Raw genomic sequence first — 14,956 nt, 5'->3', positions numbered from 1 at the left:
ATTTTGGTACATATAAGGTGTGGAGGTAGCGATGAGCGAGAACACACCCCTTGACGTCATCACCTACTCGACGCTGCGGGAGAACCTGGCATCGGTGATGGACAGCGTGTCCGCGTCGGGCGCGCATGTCATCGTCACCCGGCAGAAGGCGAAGCCGGTTGTGCTCGTCGATTTCGCCGAATTCCAGGCCATGCAGGAAACGCTGCATCTGCTGTCCAGCCCTCGCAATGCGGAGCGGCTGCAGGAGGCACTGGAGGACGCGGCGGCAGGGCGGCTGGTCGAGTTCGATCCGCTGGCTGGCGATAATGCCGCGTGAAGATCGTCTGGACGCCCGGCGCGCTTGAGGATTTCCGCTACTGGCAAATACAGGGCGGCGGGCAGGAAGCCCGCATAAAGGCCCTGCTTGCCGACATCCGGCAGACGCCCTTTTCCGGTATCGGCAAGCCGGAACCGCTGCGCGGCAATTTGCAGGGCTGGTGGTCACGCCGGATCACCCAGGAACACCGGCTGATCTACCGCATCGCGGGCAGCGGCAGCGACCAGCGCATCGAGGTGCTGGCCTGCCGGTATCATTACTGAGATACGCCTGCCTTAATGCTTCGAGACGCCACTTCGTGGCTCCTCAGCATGAGGTCACCAGGCGGCACCGCCGGTTTTCCCATTCTCCCCTCGCCCTGAGGAGCCCGCTTCAGCGGGCGTCTCGAAGGGTATGTGGCAGGCTACAGCCCGACCGCTTCTTGCTGCAGCTGGTGGCGCAGGATCTTGCCGGTCGGTGTTGCCGGCAGCGTGTCGCGGATGAGGTACTGAGAGGGGTGTTTGTAGGGCGCCAGCCGCTCGGATACGAATTCATCCAGCGCCTCTGCCGTCACGTTACGGCCGGGGATCGGCTGCACGAAGGCGACCACCTCCTCATTGCCGTCGCGGCTGCGGCCGACCACCACCGCCATCGATACGTCGGGATGGCTGACGATGACGCCCTCCACCTCCGAGGGATAGACGTTGAAGCCGGAGCGGATGATGAGTTCCTTCAGCCGGCCGACGATATAGAGGCTGCCATCAGCTTCCATCCGGGCGAGGTCGCCGGTCTTCAGCCAGCGGTCCGGCGTCAGCACCTCGGCGGTCCGCGCGGGGTCGCGGAAATAGCCCTTCATCACCAGGCCGCCCTTCACCCACATCTCGCCGACGCCACCCGTGGCCACGTCCAGGCCGCTGGCGGGATCGACCATGCGAACCTCCACCCCGTCCAGCAGCGTACCGACGGAATCATCGTCGCGTTCCTTGCCGATCATCGTCATGCAGACGGTGGGGGAGCTTTCGGTCAGCCCATAGCCATTGTTCAGCGGCAGGCCGAACATCGCCTCCACCCGCTGCTTCAGCGCCAGGTCCAGCGGCGCGCCGCCGACCGACATGTAGCGCAGCTTCGGCGCCTTCACCGGCTGGCCGCTGCTGGCCGCCAGCCCGATCAGGTGGCTGAACATGGCCGGCACGCCGTGGAAGGTGGTGATGCCGTCCTCGGCCAGCGAGCGCGCGGCCTCCGCCGGGACGAAGCGCGAGACCAGCTTCAGCTGCGCACCGCGATACATATTGCCGAGGAACACCGAGGCCAGCCCGAACACATGGCTGATCGGCAGCACGGCATAGACCTTGTCGGCAGGCGTGGTCAGCCGGGCATGGCTGCTGCGCCCGGCGATAAACAGCAGATTGCCGTGCGTCAGCATGACGCCCTTGGGATTGCCGGTGGTGCCGGAGGTATAGATCAGCGCCGCCACCCGGTCGCGCGCTGGGCCGAAGCTGGGCATGCGGTGCACGGTGCCGTCGGCAGGCGCATAGAGCAGCCCGGCTTCCTTCAGGCTGGGGGCTTCGCGCGCGCCGTGGCGCTCGGCATGGGCCTGCGCCTCCTTCGAGACGGCAGTGGTGTAGAGCGTGACGCGCGGCCCGGCATGCTTGCGGATTTCGTCGATCTCGCGGACTGACAGGCGCGCGTTCAGCGGGATCGCCCAAGCGCCAAGCCTCATTGCCGCCAGCATGCCGGCGATGGCACCGGCGCTGTTCTCCATCACGAACAGCACGCGGTCGCCGGCTGCGACGTCATGCGCGGTCAGGAAGTCGGTCAGTGTCCGGACGGCCTCGCCCAGCCTGCCATAGCTCCAGACCGTGCCCTCCTGGTCGATGGCGGGCAGGTCGGGGGCGGCCTCGACCCAGTGGCGGATCGAATCCCAGACATTGTCGTAGATATCCAGCGCCGGCGTCGTGTAGCGCATGGTGGCGGCCTCCATCGCCGGCTCAGCCGGCGAACCGCTTCAGCATTTCGCGCGCGATGATGAGCTGCTGGATCTGCGAGGTGCCCTCATAGATGCGGAACAGGCGGACATCGCGGTAGAAGCGCTCCACATTATATTCCGCCAGATAGCCCGCCCCGCCATGGATCTGCACGGCGCGGTCGGCGACGCGGCCAACCATCTCGGAGGCGTAGTATTTCGCGCAGGCCGCTTCCTGGATGGTGTTCTCGCCTCGGTCGCGCTTCTCGGCGGCGTCCAGCACCATCATCTTGGCGGCGTAGCATTCGGTCTGCGAATCCGCCAGCATCGCCTGGATCAGCTGGTAGTTGGCGATGGCCTGGCCGAACTGCTTGCGCTCCGTGGCGTAGCGCACGCTCTCCTCGATCAGCCGCTGGGCGACGCCGACGCAGGCGGCGGCGATGTTGATGCGGCCACGGTCCAGCACCTTCATCGCGGTCTTGAAGCCCATGCCTTCCTTGCCGCCGATGATCGAATCGGCGGGCACGCGCACATCCTCGAAGATGACGTCGCAGACATGCGCGCCCTTCTGGCCCATCTTCTTGTCGGCCTTGCCGAACTTCAGGCCGGGCAGGCCATTCTCGACGACGAAGGCGGAGATGCCGCCGGCACCCTTATTGTCCGGGTCGGTGCGGGCCATCACGGTGAAGACACCGGCATGCGGCGCGTTGGTGATGTAGCGCTTGGTGCCGTTGATCACATATTCGTTGCCGTCCATGCGTGCGCTGGTGCGCAGCGAGGCGGCGTCGGAACCGACATCCGGCTCGGTCAGGCAGAAGCTGCCGATGATCTCGCCGCTGGCCAGCTTCGGCAGGTACTTCGCCTTCTGCTCCGGCGTGCCGTCATTGACGATGCCCTGCGAGCCGATGCCGTTGTTGGTGCCGATGATCGAGCGGAAGGCGGGCGAGGTGTAGCCCAGCTCGAAGGCCAGCTTCACTTCCTCGGTCACATTCAGGCCGATGCCGCCATATTCCTGCGGGATCGACAGGCCGAACAGGCCCAGCTCCTTCATCTCCTCGACGATCTCGTCGGGTATCCTGTCGGTTTCGTCAACCTGCCGCTCCAGCGGCACAAGCCGCTCGCGGATGAAGCGGCGGACGGTCTGGACAAGCTGGTCGAAGGTTTCCTGGTCGAGGGCCACGGCGTCACTCCCAAATGCTTTTTTTAGCGGTTGCCCGACTATAGAAAAGCGAAAGGCAGTTCTGCAATGCGAAATTGTCGAAATCAGATCAGCCTTGCGCAGGCGATGAACAGCAGCACCGTGGCATAGGCCATCAGCGTATAGATGCCGTTCCAGCGCCAGGATATCTGGGTGCCGGACCGGTTCAGCAGCCGGCCCAGGATCAGGCAGGGAATGGAGAAGGGGGAGCCGGGCAGCGCCAGCATCCAGCCGCAGGCCAGCGCCAGCGCCAGGATGGTCGGCTCGACCGGCAGGCCGGGCACGCGGATCAGCGCGCCGCCCAGCACCACGACGGAGATGATCGGGTTGAAGGCGATCTGCGAGGCCAGCGGGACGATGGCGATGATGATGGCCAGCAGCAGGATCGGCTGATCCTCAAGGGGGCGGATCGCGGCGGCCACCAGTTCGGGCGGCAGCAGGGTGGCCACCAGCACGCCGATGAAGGCGGAGGAGCTGAGCGTCAGCGTCTCCGGCGAGGCGTTGGGGAAGGACACGGTCACGATCTGGCGCAGCCTCTGCCCCGTCGTTACGGCCGCATCGCGCAGGCCCAGCCCGGCATTCTGCAGCGCCATCCAGCCAATGACGACGCAGGGGATGGCGGTGATGAGGGCCGGCACGATGGGAATGTCGAGCGCCAGCTTCACCAGCACCACCGACCCCGCCAGCGCGGCGCAGATCAGCATCATGCCGCCGAAGGCCCGCCAGGGGGCGGGCGGCGGGGGCGGGCGCTTGATATGGGCGCGGGCACGCTGGAAGCTGTGCCAGCGCACACGGTCCTCCAGCCAGCCGACGCCCAGCAGGATGAAGGTGAGGGCAAGCCCCAGCATCAGCAATCGGGCAGGATCGACGCCCGGCAGCAGGCTGACCATCAGCGCCTGGGTGATGGTGGCCGGCGACCACAGCAGGATGGTGGGGAAGCCGCGCAGCACGGCGGAGATCTGGCGCTGCTCGCGGATTTCCGCCAGCGAGGGATCGCCGCTTTCCACCCCGCGCCGGATCATCGGGCCCAGCAGGTTCAGCACGCCGAAATTCAGCAGCAGCCCCAGCAGGTGTCCGCCGGTATGCAAGGCAACATAGCGCCGGCCCGGCGGCTGCTGGGTGAGGTAGATGCCGCATTCCAGCACGGCGGGGGAGGTTGCCGCTGCCGTGCGCAGCATGCCCAGCGTCAGCAGAAAGGTCGCCATGTAGGTGGCGGTATCCAGCCCCTGCAGCAGGGGCGTTATCGGATCGTCCCGCCAGAGAATGGCCAGTGCCGTCAGGACCGCCGCGACCGACAGCAGGATGGTCTCTCGCCGCCCCAGCCGGGGCAGGCAGCCCAAAACGAAGGCGAGATAGGCCGCCGCCGCCACATATTGCGCGTCATGCAGGCCAAAGGCCCGTTCCGCCAGCGTCGCCAGCACCACGACCAGCAGGGCAAGTCCCATGGCAGGGCGCGCGGGGGCAGGGCGCGCGGGCGGTACGGGCTTGCTCTCTGTTGCCATTCCGATTCTGTCCGGGATGTTCTCTGTTGCGCGGGCGGATTATTCCGCGTGGCAAAATGAAATTCCGTTATACTGATGCGATAGTAAAGAGAATGCTGCGCTGCAACAATGCGTGGCGAAGAACGGACGGGGTTGCACGGGGCACATGATGTTGAAATCTGCGGAAGCCAGCGGAAAGGATGTGCCGCTCTACGAGGATGATCTTCTGGAGGAGGAAGCGAAGGACCGGCAGTTCGTCACCGCGCTGGCGCGCGGGCTGGATGTGCTGCGCTGCTTCCGGCCCGGCGATGTGGGGCTGGGCAACCAGGAAATCGCCGAGCGCACTCGCCTGCCGAAGCCGACCATCTCCCGCCTGACCTATACGCTGACACGGCTGGGCTACCTGACCTATTCCGAACGGCTGGGCGTCTATCAGCTGGGTTCCGGCGTGCTGGCGCTGGGCTATGCGATGCTGTCGGGCCTCGATATCCGCGAACGCGCGCGGCCGCTGATGCAGGACCTCGCCAATGACGCCAATGCCTCGGTCGCGCTCGGCACCCGCGACCGGCTGTCGATGGTCTATGTCGAATGCTGCAAGGGGCCGGGCACGGTGACGCTGCGCCTCGATGTCGGCTCGCGCGTGCCGATCGCGACCACGGCGATGGGGCGCTCGTTGCTGAGCGTGCTGCCGGAGGCCGAGCGGGACTATCTGATGGAGTCGATGCGCGAGCGTTTCCCGGACCGTTATCCGGCGGTGAAGGCCGGCATCGAGAAGGCGATGGAGGAGATGGACCGCTATGGCTTCTGCCTCTCGCTGGGTGACTGGCAGTCGGATGTGCACGCGGTCGGCGTGCCGCTGCTGTCGGCGGACCGGTCGGCGGTGTTCGCGCTGAATTGCGGCGGGCCGTCCTTCATCCTGTCGCCCGACTATCTTAAGAACGAGGCCGGCCCGCGCCTGGCCGAGATCGCCCGGCAATTGACGGCGCGTTAGGCGCCGCGGATTCTGCACCCATGATGTCCATGATCCACAGCCTCGTCTCCGGGCCGTTCGGCCAGAGCGCCCTTTTCCCCTTCGTCACATCCCTGCTGGTCGGGCTGGTCATGCGGCTGGCCGGCGGGCCGGGCCGCGGTGCATTGCTGGCCGGAGTCGGCATTCCGGTCGGCTGGCTGGTCAGCTACGCGCTGACCTTCGGCCTGCCGCCCTTCCTGCCGCCGGCAGCCCTGCCGAAGCTCGCGCATGTCGGGCTGGCCGCCGCCGTGCTGGGCTTCCTGCTGGATACACGGCCGGTGAAACGCACCACCGCGCTGACGGTGGCGGTTCTCGGCCTCGCCGGTGTGCTGGTCTGGCTCGCCTGGTCTCCGCTGATGCGCATGCCGGTGAGTACCGGCATCGCGCTGGCGGGCTGCTGGGCGCTGGGCGGCATCGCGCTGTTCCGCCTCTCGCAGGTGGCGGAGGATGGCGCCATTGCCGCCGCCAAGCTGCTGGCGGCGGGCTTCGGGCTGGCGCTGGTCGTCACGCTGACCGGCAGTGCTTCCTTCGGCCAGATGGCGGGCGGCATGGCCGCCGCGATTGCCGGTTATTTCCTGCTGGCCTGGCTCGCCTTTTCAAGCCCGTTCGGTGCGGCGGCCCTGTTCGGCGGCGTGGTGCTGATGGCGCTGGCCGCGCTGGCATTCCTGTTCGGCAATGCCAATCCCATCGCGCTGGCGCTGCTGCTGCTGTGCTTCTTCGGCGATCCGCTGGCGGCACGGCTGGGCTTCGGGTCGGGCGGGGTGGCAAAGCTGCTGGTGCCGGTGATGCACGGTCTGGTGGCGCTGCTGCCGGTCGCCGCCGCCATTGCCGTGTCGCTGTTGCTGGGCGGCGGGCTGCCTTACTGAGGAAGCGTCTCTAAAGGTATGGCCAACGGCTCGTAATAGACCGCCTTGAACTCGGCCAGATCGCGCGAGGGTTTGTTGAAGGGCGGCTTCAGCAGACCCCGGAAATGCGCGCGTACCAGCTGGTGATAGGTGGAGACCGGCTCCAGCCCGCGCCGTTCCGCCGCCCATTCGAACCAGCGCCGGCCGGCGGCGACATGGGTGATCTCGTCATCATGGATGATCTGCAGGGCGTCGGCGCTGGCCTCGTCGCCGGCGGCGCGCAGCTTCTCCACCATGGCCGGCGTCACATCCAGCCCGCGCGCCTCCAGCACCAGCGGCACTACGGCGAGGCGCGCCAGCAGGTCGTGCGCGGTGTTCTGGCTGGCTTCCCACAGCCCGTCATGGGCGGGCAGGGTGCCATAGAAGCTGTCCAGCGCCGCCAGCCGGTCGCACAGCATCAGGAAGTGCCGCGCCTCGTCATCGGCCACCTGCACCCAGTCGTCGAAGAAAGCACGCGGCAGGTCTTCACCGGCGAAGCGCGCGGCGATGTCCCAGGCGAGGTCGATGGCGTTCAGCTCGATATGCGCCAGCGCGTGCAGCAGCGCCGCGCGTCCGGCGGGGGCGGCGGTGATCTTGCGCTTCTTCACCTGGTTGGGCGGCAGCAGCTCCGGCTTTTCCGGCCGCGCCGGCCGGTCGGGCGGAACAGTATCCCCAAGTGATTTCAGTACGCCGCCGCGCCAGGCTTCAGCAACCTGTCGGCCGAGCCGAGCCTTCGCCGCCGGATCGGCAGTTTCCAGCACGGCGACAGCGGCCTCGGTCAGGCTGGCGAAGGGCAGGTCGTCCATCGGGTCAGGCAGGGGTGATGAGCTTCAGCCCGACAATGCCGGCGACGATCATGGCGATGCAGCCGATGCGGATGACATCGGCGGCTTCGTTGAACAGGAAGATGCCCAGCACGACCGTTCCCACCGTGCCGATGCCGGTCCAGATTGCATAGGCGGTGCCCAGCGGCAGTGTCTTCAGCGCGAAGGCCAGCAGGAAGAAGCTGGCCGCCATCGCGGCGATGGTGCCCAGCGACGGCCAGAGCCGGCTGAAGCCTTCGGTGTATTTCAGGCCGACGGCCCAGCCGATCTCGAACAGTCCGGCGAAGAACAGGGCGACCCATGCCATGGCAACCTCCCGCGCGATGCAACGCGCCATCGGGTCGGGAAGGGGCCGTCCCCTTCAACAGGATGAAAAAGGCGCCGGGTCGTCCCGGCGCATATTTATTCGGTTGTCATTCCCGGGCTTGTCCCGGGAATCCAGGGTTCAGCCTGTCTTGGCCTCGACAAGCGGAACCCTGGACCCTCGGCACAAGGCCGAGGGTGACGGTCCGAGAGGGGAGATAGGACATGCAATCTTTACCTGCAAGCCCTAGATCGCCTGTACCGCCTTCAGCACCTCGGCGGCATGGCCATCGACCTTCACCTTGCGCCAGACATTGCGCACGACGCCCTGGCCATCGATGACGAAGGTGGAGCGCTCCATGCCCATGTACTTCTTGCCGTACATGCTCTTCTCGACCCAGGTGCCATAGGCTTCCGATGCCTTGCCATCCTCATCGGAGGCGATGGGGAAGTTCAGCTCGTACTTGGCCTTGAACTTGTCGTGGCTCTTCACCGGATCGCGCGAGACGCCGATCACCACCGCATCGACGCCGGAGAAGTCGGGCAGCGCGTCGCGGAAGGCGCAGGCCTCCTTGGTGCAGCCGGGCGTATCGTCCTTAGGGTAGAAATACAGCACCACCTTCTTGCCCTTCAGGCCGGACAGCGAAACCGATCCGCCGCCATCGGTCGGCATCGAGAAATCGGGGGCCTTGTCGCCAACATTCACGGTCATTTCGTCTTCTCCTGCTGGGATGGTTTCGGCAGTGCGGCTGCGGGATCGTCGATCAGCGCGCGATAGCACGCCAGCGCCTGTTCGGCAGTGGCGAGGATATTCTGCTTAAGCCCGTCGAAGTCAACCGCGCCGCCGGCCCGCAGTAGCGCGTCCTTCTGGTCGCGCGTCGCGGCCTCCTCATCGAAGGCGGCATCGCCGACGGCAATGCGCAGCAGCCCCTGCAGGCGCCGCCACAGCCGGGTTGCGGCGATCAGCGTGGCGCCCGTTTCCGCCGGCAGGCAGCCTGCTCCGACCAGCTTTTCATAGGCGGCGGTGGTGTTCTGGTCCAGCACATCAGGCCGTTCCGCGGCGTGGCGCAGCTGCAGATACTGGACAGCGAACTCCACATCGACCAGCCCGCCGCGCCCCATCTTCACATCCCACAGGATGGCGCCGGGCTTTTCCTTCTCGACCCGGTGACGCATGTCGGCCACATCGGCCAGCAAGGTGGCCGGGTCGCGTTGTTGCGTCAGGATGCGGCGGATCACCGCTGCCGCTTCGTCGAGCAGCGCCTCCGGCCCGGCGACGGGCCGGGCGCGGGTCAGGGCCATGAACTCCCAGGTCCAGGCACTCTCGGCGTAGTATTTTGCGAAGCTTTCCAGGCTGGAGGCGATGGGACCGGTCTTGCCCGAGGGACGCAGCCGCATATCCACTGGATAGACATCGCCCTCGCCGGTCTGCGCGGTCAGCGCCGAGATCAGCCGCTGGCCGAGCCGGGCGTAATACTGCACGGCGGGCAGGGGGCGCGGCCCGTCGGACTGGGCGTCGATCGGCGCGTCATACAGGAAGACGAGGTCGAGGTCGGAGCCGATGGTCATCTCGCCGCCGCCCAGCTTGCCCAGCGCCACCACCGCGATGCCGCCGGTGCCGCCCCCGGGGCCCGGCGGCATGCCGTGCTGGCGCGCGAAATCCGCCTCGACATGCGGCAGCAGCGCGCGGATCGCGGTTTCCGCCACGCGGGTCAGCAGCGGACCGGCGGCATCCGCATCCAGCTTGCCGGACAGGATATGCAGCCCGATCAGGAAGCGGCGGTCGTTGTTCCAGCGTCGCACGATATCCAGCACATCCTGATAGTCGCCAGCCAGCCCCAGCGCCTGGTCGAGATCGCGCTGCAGCGCCTCGGCGGATTGCAGGGCCGCGACGTCCGGCTCGGTCAGCAGGCTTTCCAGCAGGCCGGGCCGGCGGCTCAGCTGTTCCGCCAGGAAGGGGGCGCCGCCCATCACCTGCGCCACCGCTTCCAGCAGCTTCGGATTGGCCTGGAACATGGAGAACAGCTGCACGCCGGCCGGCAGCCGGGAGAGGAACTGGTCGAAGCGCAGGAAGGCGGTATCGGGCGAGGCAGAGCGCGACAGCGTTTCCAGCAGCAGCGGCATCAGCTCGGTCAGGATCTGCCGGGCACGCTCGCTGCGCGTCGCGCGGTAGCGGCCATGATGCCAGCCGCGCACCAGGCTGGCCACACGCTCGGGATTGTCGTAGCCCATCTCCGCCAGCGTCTCCAGCGTGTCCGGGTCGCTCTCGCCGCCGGTGAAGACCAGGTTGCCGCGCGCCTGCTCGCCGGCCACGGTCAGGCTGGGCGATTCCTCGAACAGCTCGCTGTAATGGGTCTCGACGGTCTGCAGATGGTGCAGCAGGTCGCGCCGGAAGGCCTCGCCATCGGGATAGGCCAGGAAGGCGGCCAGCCGCTCGATACCGGCATCGTCCTTCGGCAGGGTCTGGGTCTGGGCATCCTCGATCATCTGTAGCCGGTGCTCGACCTGGCGCAGGAAGCGGTAGGCCGTCTTCATCTCCTCGGCCACCGCCTCGGTGATGCGTCCGGCGCGGACCAGCGCGTCCAGCGCGCTGCAGGTGTCGGAAATGCGCAGGTCGGCGTTGCGCCCGCCCCAGATCAGCTGCTGGGTCTGCGCAAAGAATTCGATCTCGCGGATGCCGCCGCGCCCCAGCTTGATATTGTGGCCCAGCACCGCAATGGTCCGCCCGCCCTTGTGCGCGGCGATCTGGCGCTTGATCGAATGGATGTCCTGGATCGCCGCGAAATCCAGATGCTTGCGCCAGATATAGGGCGCGATGTGCGACAGGAAGCGCTGGCCGGCCTCGATATCGCCGGCAACCGGCCGGGCCTTGATCATGGCGGCGCGTTCCCAGTTCTGGCCGACGCTGGTGTAGTAGGATTCCGCCGCCGCCACCGACACCGCGACTGGCGTGGCGCCGGGATCGGGGCGCAGGCGCAGATCCGTGCGGAAGACATAGCCGTCCACTGTGCGCTCCTCGATGATCTTCACCAGATCCTGGGTCAGGCGCACCATCGGCTGGCGCAGGCTCTCGATCTCCGCATAGAGCGGGAGCTCGTCGTCATAGAAGACGATCAGATCGATATCGCTGGAATAGTTCAGTTCCCGCGCGCCCAGCTTGCCCATGCCCAGGATGACGAGGCCACTACCCTCGCTGGGATTGTCCGGGTTGGCGAGCGGCAGCTTGCCCTGCTTCGCCAGCATCCGCAGCAGGAAGTCGGCGCCGACCTGAAGGCTGCGTTCGGCCAGCGCACTCAGCGCCTGCGTTACCTGCTCCAGCGTCCATTGCCCGGTGATGTCGGCAAGCGCGATGGACAGGGCCGCCTGGCGCTTGGCGCGGCGCAGCTCCTTCATCAGCGCCTTCATATCGTCGCTTTCGCCGGCTAGATCACATTGGGCGAGGGCATTGGCGAAACCCTGGTCCACACCGTCTTGGAACAGCAGCCGGGCAAAGCCGATATCCTTCAGCAGGCAGTCTGTCAGGAAGGGCGAGTTGCCAAACAGCGCCTCCAGCAGGGCGCGGGCATCGGGCGTTTCCGCCATCTGCCGGGCGAAGCCGGCCAGGTCCGGATCGTCGGTGCGGTCGGCGGTCTCGATCCAGCGCTCCATGCCGATGGAGGCGGCCTGCGGGTTTGCCGGGCGCGGCTGTTGTTTTGATTGAAGTAGAAGGGTCAAATTGGTCATAACGCTATGCTGGGGGTGGTCGCGATGCCGGCGTCAAGCCTCTGCATGACGGTCGTTCGGCGGTCGCGCAAGCCTAAATCCCGCAGCGGGAGGAATGAAACACAGTGATTCGGCGCCCGACCTTGCGGCGAAGCGCCGTCATCGCCCTTGAGGTGATGGCCGGCTCGGTCGCGGCGCTCAGCGTTCTGCTGATGCTGGCCTTCTGGCGCTTGACCGCCGGGCCAATCCCGCTGGATTTCCTGCGCACCTATACCGAAGCCGCCCTCGAACAGGCCCTGCCGGGCTACGATGTCGCGCTGGAGCGCACGCAGATCGTCTGGGAGGCGGAAGAAAAATCCCTGAAGCTGGAGGCGACGGATGCCCGTATCGCCGGCGATGCGGGCGGGCCGACCGCGACAGTACCGGCGATCCAGATCCGCTTCAGCCTGCGCGGCTTGCTGCGCGGCCTGCTGGCGCCGGTGGAGATCGAAGCGGTCGAACCCTCCTTCTCGGTCGTGCGGCTGCGCGACGGCAGCCTCAGGCTTGGGCCGCCGGAAGGGGCGGAACCTGCACAGCCGGCGGCGGGTGGCGATGCGCTCTCCGCCATCCTGGACGAGCTGAACCGCGCGCCCGATCCCGGCAGCATCACCGGCTATCTGGAGGTTGTGCGCGTGCGGCGCGCCAGCCTGACCATCATCGATCTGGCGCTGGGCACGCGCTGGTCGGTACCCAGCGCCGACATATTGCTGCGGCGCGGCGAACGCGGGCTGCGCAGCCGCGGGCGGCTGGAATTCGATGTCGGCACCATGCCGCTGATCCTCAGCTTTGACGGCAGCCACCGGCTGACCGACCGCACCTCGCGCCTGTCCGTGGAATTCAGCGGGCTGGAGCCGGATGTGCTGGCCCGCAAGGTGCCGGAGCTGGCGGCGCTGAGCGCCATCGGCCTGCCGCTGTCCGGCAGCCTGGAGGTCGAGGCTGAGGCGCTGACCATCGCGCGCAGCATCGAGGTGCAGGTGCGCGGAGAGAGCGGCCAGATCGAGCTGCCGACGCTGTACGATTTGCCGCTGCCGGTGCGCGCCATCGAGGCCAGCCTGACCTACCGCCGCGACAGCAAGATGCTGATGCTGCCCAGCCTGGTTATCGATCTGGGGACGGCGGCCAAGGCCGGGCCGCGCCTCAGCCTGACCGGCACACTGATCGATGTCGGCGATACCGGCAGCTACGGGCTGGTGGCCGAGGCGGTGGCGGAGAATGTCGCCACCGACGATCTGGCCGGATACTGGCCGCGCGAGGTGGGGCGCAATCCGCGCGACTGGGTGACGAAGAATCTGGAAGGCGGCGGCGTGTCGCGGGCGCGCATCTCGCTGCGCGGGAAGATGGCACGGGACGATCCCGGCGCTATCGAGGTGGAGGATTTCAACGGCGAGATCGCCTTTGACGGCGTGACCACCCATTATATGCGCCCCTTGCCGCCGGTGCTGGAGACGGCGGGGCGCGCGGAATTCTCGCCCGGACGGTTCAAAATCGAGGTGGAGAGCGGCCGGCTTTACGATCTGGTGGCCGGTCCTGCGACCATCGACATGACCGGCCTCGATGGCGATTCCGAACAGGCTGACATCGAGGTGGTGGTGCGCGGCCCGTTGCGCGACGTCATGCGCGTCATCGACCACAAGCCGCTGGATTATGCGACCGCGCTGGGCATTCCGCCGGCCAATGTGGACGGGCTGGCGGCGGCGCGGCTGGTGTTCCAGTTCCCGCTGGTGAATGATCTGGGCCTCGACCGGGTGAAGCTGGCGGCGGCGGCCAACATGCGCGACGTCGCGCTGAAGAAAATCCTGCTGGACCAGGATTTCAAGGATGGCGAGCTGGCGCTGACGCTGGACGGGCGCGGCATGACCATCAAGGGAACGGGCCGCTTCTCCGATGTGCCGATCCCGCTGACCTGGCGTGAGGAATTCCGCACCAACGTCCCGGTGCGCCGGCGCATCACGGCGTCCGGTGCGCTGGACGATGCCGCGCGCAAGCGGCTTGGGTTCGATTTCCTGCAACCCTATGTCACCGGCCCGGTCCCGACCGAGATTGACTACCGGCAGGCCAGCGACGGTACGGATCGCATATCGGCGACCCACGATCTGCTCGATGCCACCCTGTCGCTGCCGGAGGTGGGCTGGAGCAAGCCGCCGCAGACCGCCGGCACGGCGCGGCTGGATATCGTGATCCCGAAGAGTGGCGATCCCCGCTTCGAGCGGTTCCAGATTGCGGCTTCCGATCTGGCGGCGGCCGGGCAGGCGGTGTTCATGCCGGATTTCGAGCATCTGCGCCGCGTCGATTTCACCGAGCTGAAGCTGGGAGAGACCGATATCGCGGGCAGCGTCGTCCGGCAGCCTGACGGGCTGTTGCTGATCGATATGTCGGGGCGCAACCTCGATCTGCGCCCGGTCCTGGAAGAGGACGAGAATGAGGACACGGCGGACGATACGCCGCCCAGCTTCCCGCCCTTGCAGGTGAATGGCCGGTTCCAGCGTGTGTTGCTGGAGGATGACCGGCTGCTCGATGGGGTCGAGGCCAATCTGGTGCATGACGGCACGACCTGGCGCGATGTGAAGCTGGCCGGGCGGCTGGCGGAGGCGGGGCGCTTCGACCTCGTGGCCACGCCGGCCACCGGCGGCGGGCACGAATTCATCCTGGTGTCGGACGATGCCGGCGCTGCGCTGCGCAGTTTCGGCCTGTTCGACCGCATGGTGGGCGGCCGCCTGCGTGCCGATGGCCGCGGTGATTTTGACGATTTCCGCAAGCCGATGCAGGCGGCGCTCGACATCGCCGATTTCCGCATCGTGCGCGCCGAGGCGCTGGCCGAGGTGCTGCGTGTCACCGCGTCCAAGGATATCCAGTCGGCGCTGGCCGGCGAGGGCATCGCCTTCACCCGCCTGACCGCCGATATCGAGCGCAAGGAGAAGGTGACGCGCATCCGCAATGCCCGTGCTGTGGGGGCGGCCATCGGCCTGTCGGTCGACGGCGTGATCGATGACGGGAAGGGCAATCTCGACCTCTCCGGGCTGATCGTGCCGGCCTATCAGCTGAGCCAGGCGCTGGGCTCGATCCCGCTGCTGGGCCCGCTGATCGTCGGCGGCAAGGATGAGGGGCTGCTGGCGACCGAGTTCCGCCTCGACGGACCGTCGGAAAATCCGCGCATCACGGTGAATCCGCTGACCGCGCTGGCACCGGGCTTCCTGCGCGACCTGTTCCGGTTCTTCGGCGATAGGGGCGGCGCGGAACCGCCGCCGGCGCCCCGCTGAT

12 protein-coding genes are annotated in these 14,956 nt (G+C 67.1%); 5 read left to right on the top strand and 7 right to left on the bottom strand.

The annotated features are described in order from the left end of the window. The first annotated feature begins 31 nt into the window (after positions 1-31). Both P24_RS00475 and P24_RS00470 read left to right on the top strand, forming a co-directional pair. Positions 32-316, top strand: a complete 285-nt coding sequence (locus tag P24_RS00475; RefSeq protein ID WP_008942715.1) for a type II toxin-antitoxin system Phd/YefM family antitoxin — start codon at positions 32-34, stop codon at positions 314-316. Beyond that, positions 313-579, top strand: coding sequence for a Txe/YoeB family addiction module toxin (locus tag P24_RS00470; RefSeq protein ID WP_008942714.1), 267 nt, complete (start codon positions 313-315; stop codon positions 577-579). Before P24_RS00475 ends, P24_RS00470 begins: the two co-directional genes overlap by 4 nt. 140 nt (positions 580-719) lie before the next feature. On the opposite strand, the gene P24_RS00465 is transcribed toward P24_RS00470, so the two are convergent. The 3 genes from P24_RS00465 to P24_RS00455 all read right to left on the bottom strand — a co-directional run bounded on the left by P24_RS00465 (position 720) and on the right by P24_RS00455 (position 4,958). After that, on the bottom strand, positions 720-2,276 hold the full coding sequence (locus P24_RS00465) for a class I adenylate-forming enzyme family protein (protein ID WP_008942713.1): 1,557 nt from the start codon (positions 2,274-2,276) through the stop codon (positions 720-722). 7 nt (positions 2,277-2,283) lie between these two features. After that, positions 2,284-3,438 (bottom strand): acyl-CoA dehydrogenase family protein, encoded by a 1,155-nt coding sequence (locus P24_RS00460; RefSeq protein WP_008942712.1) that lies wholly within the window; start codon positions 3,436-3,438, stop codon positions 2,284-2,286. An 83-nt stretch (positions 3,439-3,521) separates the two neighbouring features. After that, positions 3,522-4,958, bottom strand: a complete 1,437-nt coding sequence (locus tag P24_RS00455) for a hypothetical protein (RefSeq protein WP_156816120.1) — start codon at positions 4,956-4,958, stop codon at positions 3,522-3,524. A gap of 145 nt (positions 4,959-5,103) precedes the next feature. On the opposite strand from P24_RS00455, the gene P24_RS00450 reads away from it, so the two are divergent. Then, a complete protein-coding gene (locus tag P24_RS00450) occupies positions 5,104-5,928 on the top strand; it encodes an IclR family transcriptional regulator (protein ID WP_008942710.1) in 825 nt (274 codons plus the stop codon). 20 nt (positions 5,929-5,948) lie between these two features. Then, positions 5,949-6,812: a hypothetical protein gene (locus P24_RS00445; protein ID WP_008942709.1), complete on the top strand. Its 864-nt coding sequence runs from the start codon at positions 5,949-5,951 to the stop codon at positions 6,810-6,812. Here P24_RS00445 and P24_RS00440 read toward each other — a convergent pair. The 4 genes from P24_RS00440 to P24_RS00425 form a co-directional block, all read right to left on the bottom strand. After that, positions 6,806-7,636, bottom strand: a complete 831-nt coding sequence (locus tag P24_RS00440; protein WP_008942708.1) for a ferritin-like domain-containing protein — start codon at positions 7,634-7,636, stop codon at positions 6,806-6,808. The genes P24_RS00445 and P24_RS00440 overlap by 7 nt on opposite strands. A gap of 4 nt (positions 7,637-7,640) precedes the next feature. Further along, positions 7,641-7,961 carry a quaternary ammonium compound efflux SMR transporter SugE gene (sugE, locus tag P24_RS00435; RefSeq protein WP_008942707.1) on the bottom strand — a complete coding sequence of 107 codons (321 nt, stop codon included), beginning with the start codon at positions 7,959-7,961 and terminating at the stop codon, positions 7,641-7,643. A 243-nt stretch (positions 7,962-8,204) separates the two neighbouring features. Continuing rightward, positions 8,205-8,669 carry a thioredoxin-dependent thiol peroxidase gene (bcp, locus tag P24_RS00430; RefSeq protein ID WP_008942706.1) on the bottom strand — a complete coding sequence of 155 codons (465 nt, stop codon included), beginning with the start codon at positions 8,667-8,669 and terminating at the stop codon, positions 8,205-8,207. Further along, positions 8,666-11,680 carry a bifunctional [glutamine synthetase] adenylyltransferase/[glutamine synthetase]-adenylyl-L-tyrosine phosphorylase gene (locus P24_RS00425; RefSeq protein ID WP_051013043.1) on the bottom strand — a complete coding sequence of 1,005 codons (3,015 nt, stop codon included), beginning with the start codon at positions 11,678-11,680 and terminating at the stop codon, positions 8,666-8,668. Before P24_RS00425 ends, bcp begins: the two co-directional genes overlap by 4 nt. A gap of 104 nt (positions 11,681-11,784) precedes the next feature. Between P24_RS00425 and P24_RS00420 the strand changes: the two genes are divergently transcribed. Next, the gene (locus P24_RS00420; protein WP_008942704.1) at positions 11,785-14,955 is read left to right on the top strand and encodes a YhdP family protein; all 3,171 of its coding nucleotides are present in this window, start codon (positions 11,785-11,787) and stop codon (positions 14,953-14,955) included. Position 14,956: the final 1 nt, after the last annotated feature.

This window comes from Oceanibaculum indicum P24, assembly GCF_000299935.1.
In the GTDB taxonomy this organism is placed as follows: Bacteria; Pseudomonadota; Alphaproteobacteria; order Oceanibaculales; family Oceanibaculaceae; genus Oceanibaculum; species Oceanibaculum indicum.
The sequence above is the reverse complement of the archived record's forward strand: the minus strand, read 5'-3'. Positions and strand labels throughout refer to the sequence as shown.

Coding starts and splice junctions, on each gene's coding strand:
- P24_RS00475 (WP_008942715.1), top strand. CDS start 32: ATGAGCGAGAACACACCCCTTGACGTCATCACCTACTCGACGCTGCGG.
- P24_RS00465 (WP_008942713.1), bottom strand. CDS start 2,276: ATGGAGGCCGCCACCATGCGCTACACGACGCCGGCGCTGGATATCTAC.
- P24_RS00455 (WP_156816120.1), bottom strand. CDS start 4,958: ATGGCAACAGAGAGCAAGCCCGTACCGCCCGCGCGCCCTGCCCCCGCG.
- P24_RS00450 (WP_008942710.1), top strand. CDS start 5,104: ATGATGTTGAAATCTGCGGAAGCCAGCGGAAAGGATGTGCCGCTCTAC.
- P24_RS00445 (WP_008942709.1), top strand. CDS start 5,949: ATGATGTCCATGATCCACAGCCTCGTCTCCGGGCCGTTCGGCCAGAGC.
- P24_RS00440 (WP_008942708.1), bottom strand. CDS start 7,636: ATGGACGACCTGCCCTTCGCCAGCCTGACCGAGGCCGCTGTCGCCGTG.
- sugE (WP_008942707.1), bottom strand. CDS start 7,961: ATGGCATGGGTCGCCCTGTTCTTCGCCGGACTGTTCGAGATCGGCTGG.
- bcp (WP_008942706.1), bottom strand. CDS start 8,669: ATGACCGTGAATGTTGGCGACAAGGCCCCCGATTTCTCGATGCCGACC.
- P24_RS00425 (WP_051013043.1), bottom strand. CDS start 11,680: ATGACCAATTTGACCCTTCTACTTCAATCAAAACAACAGCCGCGCCCG.